Below are 14,371 nucleotides of genomic sequence, written 5' to 3'. Positions count from 1 at the left end.
GAAACGACGTCAGTCGTGGTGGGAGAGTCCGAGTCCGGGTTCGGGAGGTCCGGGGTGTTCGTCATCGTCGTCCTTCCGGATGGTGCAGAGGTGCTCGGCGACGAGTCCCGCCGCGACCAGCACGAGGCCGCCGACGATCGCGGCGATCACCGGTCCTGTCGAGCCTAACGAGGGCGCGACGGGTCGGGTGAGCAGGAAGGCCAGAAGTCCCGCCGCGACACCAGCGACACCGGCACCGACGAGCGTCGACGCCTTCGCCAGCATCGCGATGCGGACGGCGCGGAAGGGATCGACCGGGGCGGCCTGCGCGCCGGCGGTCGCTCGCCGGATCGGCAACGCGAACAGCACGAGGGCGATGCCGAGCAGCACGAGCAGGATCGGCAACAGGAACGACGGCGTGAAGGTGGGGCGTCCTGTCGCCGTCAGCACCTGGTCGACGGCGAACCCGAGGAACACGCCGATCGCGATGGCGACGACGATCGTGCCCGCTTTGGTGCGCTTCACGCCGCGCCCCCCTCCGGCGCCGGCTCGGCATCCGCGCCCGCCCCCGCTTCGGCCTCCCGCAGCGCTGCGAGCAGATCGCGCACGCGCCCGACGCCGGGCAGCACGGCCTCGGGGTCGACCTGCAGCCACGGCTCGAGCACGAAGGTCCGCTCCCCCGCGCGCGGGTGCGGGAGGGTGAGCGTCGGGTCGGCGGAGCGCACGTCGCCGTAGGCGATAAGGTCGAGATCGAGGGTGCGGCTCTGCCAGCGGAGGTCGTCGACGCGGCGTGGCGGGCGCCCGTGCGCCTCTTCGATCGCGTGGAGGTACCCGAGCAGCACGGAGGGGGCGAGGCGGGTCGTCACGAGCGCGACGGCGTTGAGGTAGGCGGGGGCCTCTTCATCGGGACCGTCCAGCGTCAGCGCCACCGTCTCGATGGGCGCCGAGGCGACGACACGCGTCGTCAGCGGCAGACGCGCGAGCTCTTCGAGGGCCGCCGTCATGGTGGCCTGCCGGTCGCCCAGGTTGGCGCCGATCGCGATCACCGCGACCGTCTCGGCGGAGCTCGGGGCAGGCATGTCGTCGGAGAAGCCCTGCGCGAGGCGGCGGTTCATGCGGGCACTCCTTCACGGGCGCGACGGATCGTCACGCTCACGTCGTCGAACGGAACCGCGATGGGCGCCTGCGGTTTGTGGATCGTGACCTCGACGGCATCCACCCGGGCGTACGCGAGGGCCCGATCGGCGATGCGCTGCGCGACGGTCTCGAGGAGGTCGGCCGGGTCTCCGGAGAGCACCGCGGCGACCTGGTCGGCGAACTCGCCGTAGTGCACGGTGTCGGCCACGTCGTCGCTGCGGGCGGCGTCGGCGAGCGAGAGCTCCAGCACGACGTCAGCGATGAAGACCTGGCCCTCGCGACGCTCGTGCTCATAGACCCCGTGGTAGCCGGTGGCCCGGATGCCGGTGAGGGTGATCCGGTCGCTCATGCGCCTCCTCCGTCGTTCTCACCGCTCCACCGCGCCCACACCGCGAGCGCGTCGCGGGTGGCTGCGGCGTCGTGCACGCGCACGGCCCACGCTCCGGCCTGCGTCGCGAGCACGCTCGTGACGGCGGTCGCGAGGTCGCGTCGCCGGGTCGAGACCTCCGCGCCGTCGGCAGGCGCGAGCGCCTCCGCGAGGAAGCGCTTGCGGCTGGTGCCGACGAGCACCCGCGGCCCGATCGCGACGATGCGCTCGAGGGCGCGCAGCGCCTCCCAGTTCTGCGGGCCGCGCTTGCCGAAGCCGATTCCCGGATCGAGGATGACCCGCTCGGGCGAGATCCCCGCCGCGACAGCCGCGGCGAGGCGTCCCTCGAGCTCGGCGACGAGGTCACGGGCGAGGTCGGCGTAGGCCGCATGGGCGTACATGTCGGCGGAGTGGCCGCGCCAGTGCTGCAGGACGACGTCGACGTCGGATGCCGCGACCACCCCGAGCATGTCGGCATCTGCCAGCCCGCCCGAGACGTCGTTGACGATGCGCGCGCCGGCATCGATCGCCGCCTGCGCGGTGCTCGCGTTCATCGTGTCGATGCTGACGAGGGCGCCCTCCGCCGCGAGCGCCGCCACCACGGGCAGCACGCGCGCCTGCTCCTCGGCCGGGGCCACCCGCTCGGCGCCCGGCCGCGTCGACTCTCCGCCGACGTCGAGGATGTGGGCGCCGTCGATGCGCAGCGCCACGCCGTGTGCGATTGCGGCGTCGGCCGCGAGGAAGCGCCCGCCGTCGCTGAACGAGTCGGGCGTGACGTTGACGATGCCCATGATCGCGGTCATGCGGGCGTCCCCGTCACGAGCATCATGATCTCGGCGCGTGCAGACGGCTCGGCCAGCTCGCCACGCGCGGCGATGGTGACGGTCGCGGCATCCGGCTGGCGTCCTCCGCGCATCGTGACGCACTCGTGGCGCGCGGCGAGCACGACGAGCACGCCGCGCGCATCGAGGGCCGCGGCGATGGTGTCGGCGATCTGCTCTCCCAGCCGTTCCTGCACCTGCGGGCGGGCCGCGAGCACGTCGACGACCTTGGGGAGCGCACCGAGGCCCACCACCTGCTCGCCCGGCAGGTACGCGATGTGCGCACGCCCCGCGAAGGGCAGCAGGTGATGCTCGCAGACGGAGCGGAAGCGGATGTCGCGCAGCAGCACCGCACCGGAGGGCAGCGTGTCGGGCGCCGGCCCGCGCGAGACGCTGATGGTGTGGGCCAGCGGCTCGGCGGCATCCTGACCCACGCCCGAGAAGAACTCGGCGTAGGCGTCGGCGACCCGCTGCGGGGTCGCCTTCAGCCCCGGGCGATCGGGGTCCTCCCCGATCGCGACGAGGATGTCGCGCACGGCGGCGGCGACGCGGTCTCGATCGACGGCCACGTCACGAGCCTAGGCGGTGGCGGGGCGCGCCTGCCCGCTCGGACGTCGCTGCGCCGCGGTCTGCGCCGCGGGCTGCTCCTCCGCGACGGATGCCGCGGCCAGCCCGGCCTCGTCCTGACGACGGGGCACGTCCACCGGCGGCAGCATCGAGACGGGGCGGTCGTCGCTGGAGAGCCACTGCGGGCGCGGCGGGAGCTTCTTGACGTCGCGGAAGATCTCGGCGAGCTCGAGGTGGTCGAGCGTCTCCTTCTCCAGGAGGGCGAGGGCGAGCTTGTCGAGGATGTCGCGGTTGGCGTTGATCACCTCGTAGGCCTCGTTGTGGGCCTGCTCGATGAGATCGCGCACCTGCTTGTCGACGCGCTCGGCGACGCGCTCGGAGAAGTCGCGGCCGTGACCCATGTCGCGGCCCATGAAGACCTCGCCGGACGACGAGCCGAGCTTGACGGGTCCGACATCGGTGGTCATGCCGTACTCGGTGACCATCTTGCGGGCGATGCCGGTGGCCTTCTCGATGTCGTTGCTCGCACCGGTGGTCGGGTCGTGGAAGACGATCTCCTCCGCGACACGGCCGCCCATGGCGTAGGTGAGCTGGTCCTGCAGCTCGTTGCGGGTGACCGAGTACTTGTCCTCCAGCGGCAGCACCATCGTGTAACCGAGGGCCTTGCCGCGCGGGAGGATGGTGACCTTCGTGACCGGGTCGGTGTTGTTCATCGCCGCCGCCGCGAGGGCGTGACCACCCTCGTGGTACGCGGTGATGAGCTTCTCCTTGTCCTTCATGATGCGCGTGCGACGCTGCGGACCGGCGATGACGCGGTCGATGGCCTCGTCGAGTGCGCGCATGTCGATGAGCTGCGCGTTGGAGCGCGCCGTGAGCAGCGCGGCCTCGTTCAGCACGTTCGCGAGGTCGGCACCGGTGAAGCCGGGCGTCTTGCGCGCGATGACGGCGAGGTCGACCGAGGGCGAGAGCGGCTTGCCGCGGCCGTGCACCTCGAGGATGCGCTGGCGGCCCTTGAGGTCGGGGGCATCCACGCCGATCTGACGGTCGAAGCGGCCCGGGCGCAGCAGCGCCGGGTCGAGGATGTCGGGACGGTTCGTGGCGGCGATGACCAGCACCGAGGCCTTCGGGTCGAAGCCGTCCATCTCGACGAGCATCTGGTTGAGCGTCTGCTCGCGCTCGTCGTGACCGCCGCCCATGCCGGCACCGCGGTGGCGGCCGACGGCGTCGATCTCGTCGATGAAGATGATCGCCGGGGCGTTCTCCTTGGCCTGGTTGAACAGGTCGCGCACGCGGCTCGCGCCGACGCCCACGAACATCTCGACGAAGTCGGAGCCGGAGATGGAGTAGAACGGCACGCCGGCCTCGCCGGCGACGGCGCGCGCGAGCAGGGTCTTACCGGTTCCGGGAGGGCCGTACAGCAGCACGCCCTTCGGGATGCGGGCGCCGACGGCCTGGAACTTCGCCGGGTCCTTCAGGAAGTCCTTGATCTCCTGCATCTCCTCGATGGCCTCGTCGGCACCGGCGACATCGGCGAAGGTGACCGTCGGGGTCTCCTTCGTCACGAGTTTCGCGCGCGACTTGCCGAACTGCATGACCTTGCTGTTGCCGCCCTGGGCCGCGGAGAAGAAGAACCAGAAGAGCAGACCCAGCAACAGGATGGGGATGAGCAGCGACAGCAGGCTCTCGAAGAAGGTGGTGCGCGGGACGACGTCGTTGTAGCCGTCCTTCGGGGTCGCGGCATCCACGGCCGAGACGACCTCGTTGGCGCGCGCGCCGACGTAGTAGAACTGCACCTGTGTGGCGCCCTGGAACGGCGCGGACAGGGTCATGTCGACGCGCTGGTCGCCGTCGGTGTTGGTCACCTGGGTGACGGTGCCGCCCTTCAGGAGCGTCAGACCCTCCTGCGTCGTGATCTGCTTCGCGCCCGTGAGCGTCGAGATCAGCGACATGCCGATCAGCAACAGGGCGCCGATGAGCAACACGTAGACGAACGGGTTGCGGCTGAGCTTCTTGAAGTCCATGATCCGCTCAGGCTACCGCGCGGCAACTATGGGGCGTCTGTGCATTCGCCACAGGCGAACCGGGAGCGGCCGCGCACCCCCCGGTCGTTGAGCGAGCGCAGCGAGTCGAACGCCCTGCGCTGCGTTCAGCTGTAGACGTGCGGCGCGAGCACCGCGACGTCGCGGAGGTTGCGGAAGCGCTCGTCGTAGTCGAGGCCGTAGCCGACGACGAAGTCGGTGGGGATGTCGAAGCCGACGTAGCGGCAGTCGATCTCGACCTTGGCCGCCTCGGGCTTGCGCAGCAGCGCGAGGATCTCGATCGAGGCGGCGCCGCGCGACGCGAAGTTCTCCAGCAGCCAGCTGAGGGTCAGGCCCGAGTCGATGATGTCCTCGACGATCAGCACGTGCTTGCCGGTGAGGTCGGTGTCGAGGTCCTTGCGGATCTGCACGACACCGCTGGACTTCGTGCCGGCGCCGTAGGACGACACGGCCATCCAGTCGATGACGACGTCGCGGCGAAGCTTCCGCGAGAAGTCGGCCATCACCATGACGGCGCCCTTCAGCACGCCGATCAGCAGCAGATCCTTGCCGGCGTAGTCGGCCTCGACGCGCGCGGCGAGCTCACCGAGCTTGTCGTGGATCTGCTCCTCGGTGACGAGGACGGTGGACAGCTGGTCAGCGATGTCGGCTGCGCGCATTCCTCGATTTTAGGCACGCGTCGCTCACCGGTTGGACGCTAGTGATCGCCGCGGACGGTTTGGGGACTCACGATGGCGAGATCGAGGGCTTCGGCCTTGCCGGGAGCCGTGGAATACCACGCGATCTCCACATACCACCCGTCCTTGCGGTAGCCGTCGATCGTTCGCTCGCCGTCGGCGCGGACGTTCTTCTCCGACCAGCCTCCGGCGGTGAGGTGGGCGGCCATGGCCGCCGCCACATCCTTCGCCGCGTTCGCGACGGGAGCGGGGGTGACCGAGCGGTCGACGTTCCACCACGCCGGCGCGTCCGCGTCCTCATGCGACGAGATGTCGGCGCCGAGCGTCATGCGGGAATTCAACGCGCCCGTCGTGCCGGCGAGGGTCGCAGGGATGGTGGCGATCAGCTCGTCACTGAGCTTCTCCGCCTGAGCACGGTAGTCGTCGAGTCGGCTGTGCTGCGGGGGGGACATGCAACCTCCCAAGGAGATGGATGCCGCGACGACCGCGGCCAGGACGAGGAGACGGCGCCTGTTCATTTGACCTCGATATAGTGCGGGCTGTAGTCCGGGCTATCGACTCCATCGATGAACACCGGGCCCGCCCCACTGTAGGTGTTGACGAGGTCGTCGGGGGCGAAGAGCTCGGCTTGGGACCCCGTGATCACGGCCACCATGTTGTCGAATGACGTCGAACCGCGGGTGAAGACCTTGCTGTGACTGTCGATCACGCCCGTACTCTCCATGTCGCCTTTGCCGTGATCGCTCGCATCCACGAACCCCGTCTCCAGCCGCGTCACGGAGGGCGCGTTCAGCGGCGACTGGCCGTGGATGGCATTCCAATCGCCGTTGTTGCCCTGGATCAGGCCGACGACGGCATCGTGTCGAGCCATCATCGAGTAGTGCGGCACGTGGGCCGTGTTCGGAAAGTCCTCGACGCCGGCGACCCCGCGCCCCATCCCCGCGGCGGAGACGTAGAGGATGCGGTCGGCGTGCATGCCCGCCTTCTCGGCGAGGCCGACGGTCGCCCCTCCGTAGCTATGCCCGAGCACCGTCATCGTCGCACCGGAGGGCACGTTCACGGAGTCGACGAACGACGCGAGGCGAGGCGCGAGCTTCTCGGAGTACGACGCCTGCGTCGCTTCGGGAATCGTCTGCGGGAACGCGCCGCCCGCCCACTGGAACACCGCCGAGTCGTAGCCGGACGCCAAGTAGAGGTCCTGCGCGCGACTTTCAGAGAAGTCCGCCATGTTGGCTCCGGTGCCCGGCACCGATACGGCGGTGTGCTTCACCCAGGCCGGGATGTCACCGGTCTGCGGATCGATCGGCCCGTAGTACGACCCGATGGCCACTTCTTCTCGAGCAGGTCCTGGTATGAGGAGACGTAGGTCTCGTGCTCCGCGATCCTCGCACGCAGCACCGAGATCAGCGCACTGGATCCGCGAGTGGGGTGCGCCGACAGCTCGTCGATCTGCTTCTGCAGATCGTCGACCTCGGATCGACGACGCGCGATCTCGTTCTGGATACTGATCCGATTTGCCGTGACACGGTCGCGCAGCGGGATGCCGTCGAGGTTTCCGATCACCAGCGGGTCGGCAGACGTCAGCTTCTCCCGCTGCGCGGGCCTCAGCGCGTTCCAGACCTCGCGGATCGTCTTCGGATCGCCGAGGCTCGCGATGGATGCCGCGGTGAGCGCACTCAGGTCGCCCGCCCATACCGACGTCGCCGCCGCCAGGCCCCCCCGCCGACACCGCGCCGCCGCGCCCGACGGCTGCCACCAAGGAGATGCCCCGGAGGCTGCGCGCGGTGCTGTCGTCCAGCGATTTCCGGTCGGCGTGCAGCCCGTTGTACTGACGAGCCGCGCTCCGGTAATCGTCGATGGCGCTCTGCCAGCGGGTCAGGTAGCCACGATCTGAGAGGTAGATGCTCGACGAGATGACCTGGTCCCACGGGATCGCCCATCCCACGACAGCCTCCGAGGCTTGGTTCATCGCTTCGTGGCGTCGCCGCTGCAACCGGTCATACAAGTCGGATGCCGTCTGCAACCGACGCGCGGCGAGCGCCTTCAAGCCGTCGAGGCTGGATGCGTAGTCGTTGAGGATGCGTGCCGCGTCGAGGCTGGCGGTCGACGCCTCGCTGAAGCGTTGCGTGAGCAGCGACGTGCGCGCGACGAGTGCGCCCGTGGTCTCGGACTTGGTGGAGCCGAGCTCGGCGGAAGCCGACGAGGTGTGCGACGAACGCTCGGTGAGGTCGGAGGAACGGTGTGTGAAGATCTGCGCGAGGCCACGGATGCCGTCGGGATCGCCCTGGGCCGGGTCGCCGTCGATCATGGGCAGGCTCATCGCACCCCTCCGCCTGATCTGCCCTGCGCGAGTGAGGTATCCGCATCGTCGAAGACCTGAGCGGCAGTCGACACGTCAGCCGAAGCCCGCGTCGCCACGTCGACGAGTGCGGCCAGCGCGCCCCTCACGATCGTCTCGACCTCACCGAGCGCCGCTTCGACCGTTGTCGAGCCGCACGCATCGGTGGCGTCGCACGCGCTCGCCACGGGAGTGCTGGCCGAGTTCAGTTGTGTCACAGCGGCACGCAGGTGTTCTTCGTCGACCCTCAGATCGCTCACCGTCGTCTCCGCTCTTTCGTATCCATCTTGTGCGATCCGCGTCCACGCGGCGATGGGGAGAACTGCCCTCGTGGCCTTCAGCCCGACACGCGTGCGTGTATGCCCCGGCGGGGTTCACGCGGATAGCGCTGTGAAGGTCACCCGCGCCCCGCGGCGGTGGGCGCGGCATCCGGGGAGGTCGATCGGGCCCTGGCCACGCCAGTCGGTGACGAGCCGGGCGACCTCAAGGGTCTGGGTGCGGGTGAGGCTCACGCCGAACTCGCTCGCGACGACGTGGCGGATGATGCGGTGACGCAGCGCGGGCGGGTTGGCGGCGAGCGCGGGCACCGACACCGCGATGCCGGCTTCGGCGTGCTCGACGATGTCTTCGATCGTCTCGTCGATCATCTCGGCGAAGGCGGCGGCATCCTCACGCAGCTGATCGCTCGTGCGGGCGAGCGCCTCGGCGACGCCGGGGCCGAGCTCGGCTTCGAGCACGGGCATGACGTCTTGGCGCACGCGAACACGCAGGAACCGGCGGTCGAGATTGTGCGGGTCCTCCCACGGCGGCAGGCCCGCCGCGGTGCAAGCGGCGCGGGTGGTTGCACGGCGCACGTCGAGCAGGGGACGCAGGATGCGGATGCCGTCTTCGACCCGGTCGGGCGACATGCCCCCGAGGCTCGCGGCCCCGGATCCGCGAGCGAGACCCACAAGCACGGTCTCGGCCTGGTCGTCGAGGGTGTGGGCGAGCAGGATCGCTTCGGCCCCGGCATCCTTCGCGGCGGCGAGCAGGGCGGCGCGGCGGGCATCGCGGGCGGCGGCCTCGGGCCCACCCTCCGCACCGACCTCGACGCGGATGACGCGGGCGGGCAGGCCCCGCTCCTCCGCGACGGCGGCCGCGCGGGCGGCGACGCGGTCGGATCCCGCCTGCAGACCGTGGTCGATGATCGCCGCGGATGCCGTGACCCCGGCTTTCGGCGCCTCGAACGCGACCGCGTCGGCGAGCGCGAGCGAGTCGGCGCCGCCGGACAGCCCCACCAGCACGGGACCGGAGACCGTCGCGAGGACGGCGCGCACCGCCCGACGGATCTCGGCGACGGCGGGGTCGAGGCTGGGGCGGTGGTCCACGGCATCCACGCTAGCGACTGCGAGCCTGCCGACTAGGCTGGATGCCGGCATCCACCAGACCCCTCCGAAGGAGAACCAGCATGGGCGCATACGACGCCGTCATCGAGATTCCGCGCGGCAGCCGCGTGAAGTACGAGGTCGACCACGGCACCGGCCGCGTGTTCCTGGACCGCGTGCTGTTCACGCCGATGGGCTACCCCGCGAACTACGGCTTCTTCGAGGACACCCTGGGCGAGGACGGCGACCCGCTCGACGTGCTGCTGCTGCTCGACCGCGACCTGTACCCGGGTGTCATGGCCAAGGTGCGCCCGGTCGCCGTGCTGAAGATGCTCGACGAGGCCGGCGGCGACGACAAGGTCGTGGCGGTGCTCGCGAAGGACCCGCGCTGGGCGCACATCCAGGACGTCGACGACCTCGACGAGTGGACCAAGGGCGAGATCGGCCACTTCTTCGAGCACTACAAGGACCTCGAGCCCGGCAAGTGGGTCAAGGTCGACCAGTGGGCCGGCGCCGAAGAGGCCGAGCGCCTGGTCGCCGAGGCGTTCCAGCGCTTCCAGGACGAGGGTGCGCAGACCGCCACCCAGGGTGAGGGCCACGCCCCCAAGACCATCTGAGACCTGGTCTCACACGCGAAGAGCGGATGCCGGTCGGCATCCGCTCTTCGCATTGCGGCAGGCATCAGTAGACGTTGATGCCGTGATCGTAGAGCACGGGTGCCGGGTCGATGCGCACGCCCTGCCAGTAGACCTCGAAGTGCAGGTGGCAGCCGGTCGAGACCCCGGTGTTGCCGACGTACGCGATGACGTCGCCCGCGTTGACCCACTGGCCGTAGCTGACGTTGTAGCCGCCGTCGACGATGTGGGCGTAGCCGGTGATGACGCCGCCGCCGTGGTCGACCTTGACGTAGTTGCCCCAGCCGTCGCCCCAGCCGGCGTAGACGACCCGGCCCGACGCGGCGGCGTAGATCGGCGACCAGCAGGCGGTGGCGAAATCGATGCCGCGGTGCCCGGTGACGCAGCCTCCGGGGCCGCAGATGGTGCCGCGGTTGCCGAACCACGAGCTGATGTAGCCGGATGCCGGGCGCACCCACCCATCCGTGCCGGCGGAACCGCCGCCACCGCCGCCGCCTCCGCCACCACCACCGCCTCCTCCGCCGCCGTTCCCGGCGTTGGCGGCCGCTTCGGCTTCGGCCTGCTTGCGGCGTTCTTCGGCGAGGGCGGCCTGGCGCGCCTCCTCGGCCTTGCGGGCGGCTTCGACGCCGGCCTGGTAGTCGGCGACCGTCTTCGCGGTCTGGTCCTGGAGGGCCGCGAGCTGGGCCTGGAGGGTGCCGAGGTTCTTGTCCTGCTCGGCGAGCGCGGCCTGGGCGGCGGTCGCGGCATCCTGCGCGGCCTGCATCTTCTGCTGCGCCTCCTGCTGGAGGCGGTCGCGCTCGTCGCGGGCGACCCTGGCCTTGTCGCTGAGGCTCTGCGCATTGTTGCGAGCGCTGACCGCGTCGGCGTAGACGCCGCGGTTGGCCGCGACGAGGCGGTCCATCGTGCCGAGCTTGGCGAGCAGGTCGTCGGCGCTGGCCGCGGAGCCGGAGAAGAAGAGCTCCATCGACGGATCGCCGCCGCCGGCGCGGTACTGCTGGGCGGCGAGGCGTCCGAGCTTCTTGGCCGTCTCGGTCGCGCGGGCGGACTCCGCATCGGCTTGACTCTGCAGCGCGGTTGCCTCGTCGGCGGCCTGCTCGAACGCTTCCTGAGCGGCGAGGTACTCGCTCGCGAGCCGCTGCGCTTCGGCCTGCTTCGCCTCGACGTCGGCCTGGAGCGCGGCGATCAGACCCTGGATGCGGGTGACTTCGGCGGCCTTGGCGGCTTCGTTGTTCTTGGCGTTCTGCACGTCGTCCCACGAGGGGTAGTCGGCCGCGAACGCGGAGGGGCTGAACCGCAGTCCGAAGGCACTGACGGCACCGAGGCTGAGGACGCCGAGGCCCGCGAGGCCGAGGGCGGAGCGCCGGCTCATCGGGCCGCGCAGGCCCGCCATTTCTGTGGCGGTCGGCGCGCAGCCGCAGTCTTCCGTCGAAGCGGACTTGTCGGTCTTCACCTCGAACCTCCGTCTTTCACGCGCGTCGACCCCCGCCATCCCGCGATGGCAACACACGTCACACTAACAACATTCGTCACATTCGCCCAGGGGTTTCTCGTGATGAAACCGCTGGGAGACCGGGGTCATTCGGAGGCTCGCACGCGCCGCACCCGCGGCCATCCTCCCCCGCGGAGAGCGCGCGGCACGGCATCCCACGCCCTCGATTTCCGATTTGCTGGATGATCTCTTATGCTTGAGCGTCGGTAAGAATGAGCCTCCGGGTTCGCTCGGCCCCATCGTTTAGCGGCCTAGGACGCCGCCCTTTCACGGCGGTAGCACGGGTTCGAATCCCGTTGGGGTCACTCTCCGACACACAACTGAATACGTATGGCCCTGTAGCGCAGTTGGTTAGCGTGCCGCCCTGTCACGGCGGAGGTCGCGGGTTCAAGTCCCGTCAGGGTCGCTCCGAGCGACGGGCCCTTTTCTTTCGAGATCGAGGGCCCTTCGTGTAGGACGCGGCAGATTCTTCAAGCGGATGCCGCGCGGCTCTGTAGCTCAGTTGGTAGAGCGCACGACTGAAAATCGTGAGGTCACGGGATCGACGCCCGTCGGAGCCACACGGACCGTCGTTACAACGGTCCCAGAAACCCTCGCCTAGCTTCTACATGGCGGGGGTTTTGCTTTGCCCTGTTCAAGGGCGGTTTTCGCCTCCCGTCGCGGGAGGAACGGAGCAAGACGAAACGCGCCTCCTCTCTCCGGTCGTTGAACGAGCGGAGAGAGACGAAACGGGCTCTTCGGAGACGTTGTGCCGGTTTTGTGCCGGTTACGGCGCCTTTCGACGCGGCGAACACGACAACATCGGCACCTTCCAATCTGCCTCGAGCTGCGAAGATGCCCCGCGCGGCGGACGAGATCGCCCCAGTACCCGAGTAGGCTCCCGATGACGTCGTCACGCGAAGCGCCCGCAGGGTCGGGAGCCTACTCGGGTACTGGCAAGACGAAACCCCGGCGATGTGGCTGAGCCAGTGATCGTTCCGGGGTCTTCGTGTACAAGCATACGATCAGGATCCTGAATGTCAACCGAACGAGCCGCCCTGAGCGCTGAGGACTATGAATCGCTCCTCCCGCTTGTGACTGCCGAGCGGCTGGGCTCGTACTCCCGAGCAACAGATGGCGGCACCGCAGCCGCCTTCGCTCTCTACGAGTGGAACATGCGCGCAGCTGCGAGCGTGATGGAGCTCACCTCGATGGTCGAAGTGATCGCCCGTAACGCCCTCGACACGCAGTTGCGCAGCTGGGCGACCCGCAAGCACGGCCACCCGTCTTGGCTTGATGTCGTGCCGGTCGATCAGCAAGGACGCAAGGACATTCAGCATGCCCGAGATCGAGCGACCCACCGGGGACGCCGGCCGGAAGTTCATGGGCGCGTCATCGCCGAGCTTTCGCTGGGGTTCTGGCGGTACCTGGTCGAATCGCGCTATCTGACCTCGCTTTGGGTGCCTTCGACGCACGCCGCGTTCGCTCACGGACATCCCGACCTCCGCACCAGGCAACGCGACGTCGCGTTCCGGATGCAGCAGCTCAACTTCGTCAGGAACCGCGCCGCCCATCATGAGCCCATCCATCAGCGTGATCTCCGACGCGATTTGGGACTCGCCCTCGACCTCGCGCAATGGATCTCGCCTACGGCGGGCGAATGGGTCGAGAACACGACGTCACTCCCCGCTGTTCTCGCCGAGCGCCCGAGTTTCTCATAGTCTTCGCATCCAGTACAGCTTTTGTCCTCGATTCAGGGTACAAATGCCGTATGGCCAGTTCGACCATTGCAAAGCTCGGCGCGATCGCCGCTGAGCGCTGGGGGATGGTCACGACAGCGCAGGCGGCCGAAGTCGGGGTCTCTCGCAAGACCCTCTCGAATCTCGCGGCCTCTGGTGCCCTCGAGCGTGTCGCGCAAGGCGTCTACCGGATGGCCGGAGCACCGACGGGCATGCTTGAGGTCGACACCATCAGGATCCACTGGCTCGCTCTCGGCGGCACGGCATCCGTGATCGCATCGGGAAAGTCGGCAGCGGCGCTGCACGAGATCGGGGACTGGCTCCCTGGAGCATCCGAGTTCGTCGCCGCCACTCGACGGACCACGAGGATCGACGGGGTTCGAATCCGTGTCCGATCACTGGCAGCCGAAGACATCGTGTTCGTCGACGGTATGCCGTCCATGAGCGTCGAGCGGACGATCGCGGACCTCATCGAATCGCGGGAATACCTATCACTCGTGTCCGATGCCGTCGCGCAGGCGATTCAACGAGGGATTCTGCTGCGTCCGAATCGCCTGAAGGAGATGCTCGAACCGCTTGCCCGCCGATACCGAGAGCCGTCGGGGGCCGCGCTCATGGATGGACTCAGTGAAGCGGTGCCAAGCTAGGCCGCGCTTCGGAGGCCAGGCGGGTTCACTCGAACCGCGACGACGTAAGTGGAGTCCCGCCTAGGCCGTGTTGATCAAGTCGGTCTTGATCCAGATCAGGGTGGCGGCGAGGCAGATCGCGGCACGGTAGTTGCGGGCGGTCTTGTCCGAGCGCATCGCGATGCCGCGCCACTGCTTGAGCTTGTTGAAGCAGCGCTCCACGACGTTGCGACCCTTGTAGCGTTCCTGCTGCTGGTCGCCGAAGTCGATCGGCCGGCCCGGCTTCTTGCGACGGTGCGCGATCTGGTCGTCGCGCTCCGGGATCGTCGCCGCGATTCCTCTCGTTCGCAGCCAGGCCCGGTTCGCCTTAGAGGGGTAGCCCTTGTCGGCGAGCACCCGGTCCGGACGGGTCCTCGGGCGGCCTTTCCCGGTGCGGGGGACGCGGATGTCCTCGAGCACCGCGGTCATCATCGTCGTGTCGTTGACATTCCCGCCGGTGATCATCATGCCCAGCGGTCTGCCGCGCCCGTCGCAGACCAGGTGCAGCTTCGTCGTCAGCCCGCCACGGGAGCGTCCGATCCCGTGATCAGGCGGCTCGAACCACGGATTCTTGT

The 14,371-nt window shown here is 69.1% G+C and carries 16 protein-coding genes and 3 tRNA genes; 6 read left to right on the top strand and 13 right to left on the bottom strand.

Features of this window, described 5'->3' with window-relative positions:
* Window positions 1-9: 9 nt before the first annotated feature.
* The 11 genes from AS96_RS04200 to tilS form a co-directional block, all read right to left on the bottom strand.
* Window positions 10-504 (bottom strand): DUF3180 domain-containing protein, encoded by a 495-nt coding sequence (locus AS96_RS04200; RefSeq protein WP_036285994.1) that lies wholly within the window; start codon window positions 502-504, stop codon window positions 10-12.
* Window positions 501-1,094 (bottom strand): 2-amino-4-hydroxy-6-hydroxymethyldihydropteridine diphosphokinase, encoded by a 594-nt coding sequence (gene folK, locus AS96_RS04195; protein WP_036285992.1) that lies wholly within the window; start codon window positions 1,092-1,094, stop codon window positions 501-503. The genes AS96_RS04200 and folK overlap by 4 nt, the downstream gene beginning before the upstream one ends.
* Window positions 1,091-1,465 (bottom strand): dihydroneopterin aldolase, encoded by a 375-nt coding sequence (gene folB, locus AS96_RS04190; protein ID WP_036285990.1) that lies wholly within the window; start codon window positions 1,463-1,465, stop codon window positions 1,091-1,093. Before folB ends, folK begins: the two co-directional genes overlap by 4 nt.
* A complete protein-coding gene (gene folP / locus AS96_RS04185; RefSeq protein WP_036285988.1) occupies window positions 1,462-2,286 on the bottom strand; it encodes a dihydropteroate synthase in 825 nt (274 codons plus the stop codon). Before folP ends, folB begins: the two co-directional genes overlap by 4 nt.
* Window positions 2,283-2,873: a GTP cyclohydrolase I gene (folE, locus tag AS96_RS04180; RefSeq protein WP_036285986.1), complete on the bottom strand. Its 591-nt coding sequence runs from the start codon at window positions 2,871-2,873 to the stop codon at window positions 2,283-2,285. Before folE ends, folP begins: the two co-directional genes overlap by 4 nt.
* A gap of 9 nt (window positions 2,874-2,882) precedes the next feature.
* A complete protein-coding gene (ftsH, locus tag AS96_RS04175; RefSeq protein ID WP_036285984.1) occupies window positions 2,883-4,892 on the bottom strand; it encodes an ATP-dependent zinc metalloprotease FtsH in 2,010 nt (669 codons plus the stop codon).
* A 125-nt stretch (window positions 4,893-5,017) separates the two neighbouring features.
* Entirely contained in the window at window positions 5,018-5,569 is a 552-nt protein-coding gene (hpt, locus tag AS96_RS04170; RefSeq protein WP_036285982.1) for a hypoxanthine phosphoribosyltransferase, read from the bottom strand.
* A gap of 38 nt (window positions 5,570-5,607) precedes the next feature.
* Window positions 5,608-6,105, bottom strand: a complete 498-nt coding sequence (locus tag AS96_RS04165) for a hypothetical protein (protein ID WP_036285980.1) — start codon at window positions 6,103-6,105, stop codon at window positions 5,608-5,610.
* A complete protein-coding gene (locus tag AS96_RS04160) occupies window positions 6,102-7,907 on the bottom strand; it encodes an alpha/beta hydrolase (protein ID WP_231477097.1) in 1,806 nt (601 codons plus the stop codon). Before AS96_RS04160 ends, AS96_RS04165 begins: the two co-directional genes overlap by 4 nt.
* Window positions 7,904-8,185 (bottom strand): type VII secretion target, encoded by a 282-nt coding sequence (locus AS96_RS04155; RefSeq protein ID WP_036285978.1) that lies wholly within the window; start codon window positions 8,183-8,185, stop codon window positions 7,904-7,906. The genes AS96_RS04160 and AS96_RS04155 overlap by 4 nt, the downstream gene beginning before the upstream one ends.
* A gap of 114 nt (window positions 8,186-8,299) precedes the next feature.
* Window positions 8,300-9,301, bottom strand: a complete 1,002-nt coding sequence (tilS, locus tag AS96_RS04150) for a tRNA lysidine(34) synthetase TilS (RefSeq protein ID WP_036285976.1) — start codon at window positions 9,299-9,301, stop codon at window positions 8,300-8,302.
* A 71-nt stretch (window positions 9,302-9,372) separates the two neighbouring features.
* Between tilS and AS96_RS04145 the strand changes: the two genes are divergently transcribed.
* Window positions 9,373-9,906 (top strand): inorganic diphosphatase, encoded by a 534-nt coding sequence (locus AS96_RS04145; protein ID WP_036285974.1) that lies wholly within the window; start codon window positions 9,373-9,375, stop codon window positions 9,904-9,906.
* 64 nt (window positions 9,907-9,970) lie between these two features.
* Here AS96_RS04145 and AS96_RS04140 read toward each other — a convergent pair whose 3' ends face one another.
* On the bottom strand, window positions 9,971-11,374 hold the full coding sequence (locus tag AS96_RS04140; RefSeq protein ID WP_036285972.1) for a peptidoglycan DD-metalloendopeptidase family protein: 1,404 nt from the start codon (window positions 11,372-11,374) through the stop codon (window positions 9,971-9,973).
* Window positions 11,375-11,645: 271 nt separating this feature from the next.
* Between AS96_RS04140 and AS96_RS04135 the strand changes: the two genes are divergently transcribed.
* The 5 genes from AS96_RS04135 (at window position 11,646) to AS96_RS04115 (ending at window position 13,778) form a co-directional block, all read left to right on the top strand.
* Window positions 11,646-11,718 (top strand) — tRNA-Glu (locus AS96_RS04135).
* Between the two features lie 27 nt (window positions 11,719-11,745).
* A tRNA-Asp gene (locus tag AS96_RS04130) sits at window positions 11,746-11,819 on the top strand.
* Between the two features lie 81 nt (window positions 11,820-11,900).
* Window positions 11,901-11,973: transfer RNA gene (locus AS96_RS04125), tRNA-Phe, on the top strand.
* Window positions 11,974-12,585: 612 nt separating this feature from the next.
* The gene (locus AS96_RS04120; RefSeq protein ID WP_197017258.1) at window positions 12,586-13,113 is read left to right on the top strand and encodes a hypothetical protein; all 528 of its coding nucleotides are present in this window, start codon (window positions 12,586-12,588) and stop codon (window positions 13,111-13,113) included.
* Window positions 13,114-13,163: 50 nt separating this feature from the next.
* Window positions 13,164-13,778, top strand: a complete 615-nt coding sequence (locus AS96_RS04115; RefSeq protein ID WP_036285967.1) for a type IV toxin-antitoxin system AbiEi family antitoxin domain-containing protein — start codon at window positions 13,164-13,166, stop codon at window positions 13,776-13,778.
* Window positions 13,779-13,838: 60 nt separating this feature from the next.
* Here AS96_RS04115 and AS96_RS04110 read toward each other — a convergent pair.
* Window positions 13,839-14,371: IS5 family transposase (locus AS96_RS04110; protein ID WP_155947518.1), on the bottom strand; the 533-nt coding region annotated here is incomplete at its 5' end.

The organism is Microbacterium sp. MRS-1, from assembly GCF_000585455.1.
GTDB lineage: Bacteria > Actinomycetota > Actinomycetes > Actinomycetales > Microbacteriaceae > Microbacterium > Microbacterium laevaniformans.
Note: the sequence above shows the minus strand (reverse complement) of the source record. Positions and strands in the feature narration are given on the sequence as shown.

Bases quoted from the DNA above. Each gene is read 5' to 3' on its own strand.
- hpt (WP_036285982.1), bottom strand. From the start codon at position 5,569: ATGCGCGCAGCCGACATCGCTGACCAGCTGTCCACCGTCCTCGTCACC.
- AS96_RS04165 (WP_036285980.1), bottom strand. From the start codon at position 6,105: ATGAACAGGCGCCGTCTCCTCGTCCTGGCCGCGGTCGTCGCGGCATCC.
- AS96_RS04145 (WP_036285974.1), top strand. From the start codon at position 9,373: ATGGGCGCATACGACGCCGTCATCGAGATTCCGCGCGGCAGCCGCGTG.
- AS96_RS04115 (WP_036285967.1), top strand. From the start codon at position 13,164: ATGGCCAGTTCGACCATTGCAAAGCTCGGCGCGATCGCCGCTGAGCGC.
- AS96_RS04160 (WP_231477097.1), bottom strand. From the start codon at position 7,907: ATGAGCCTGCCCATGATCGACGGCGACCCGGCCCAGGGCGATCCCGAC.
- folB (WP_036285990.1), bottom strand. From the start codon at position 1,465: ATGAGCGACCGGATCACCCTCACCGGCATCCGGGCCACCGGCTACCAC.
- folK (WP_036285992.1), bottom strand. From the start codon at position 1,094: ATGAACCGCCGCCTCGCGCAGGGCTTCTCCGACGACATGCCTGCCCCG.
- ftsH (WP_036285984.1), bottom strand. From the start codon at position 4,892: ATGGACTTCAAGAAGCTCAGCCGCAACCCGTTCGTCTACGTGTTGCTC.
- folP (WP_036285988.1), bottom strand. From the start codon at position 2,286: ATGACCGCGATCATGGGCATCGTCAACGTCACGCCCGACTCGTTCAGC.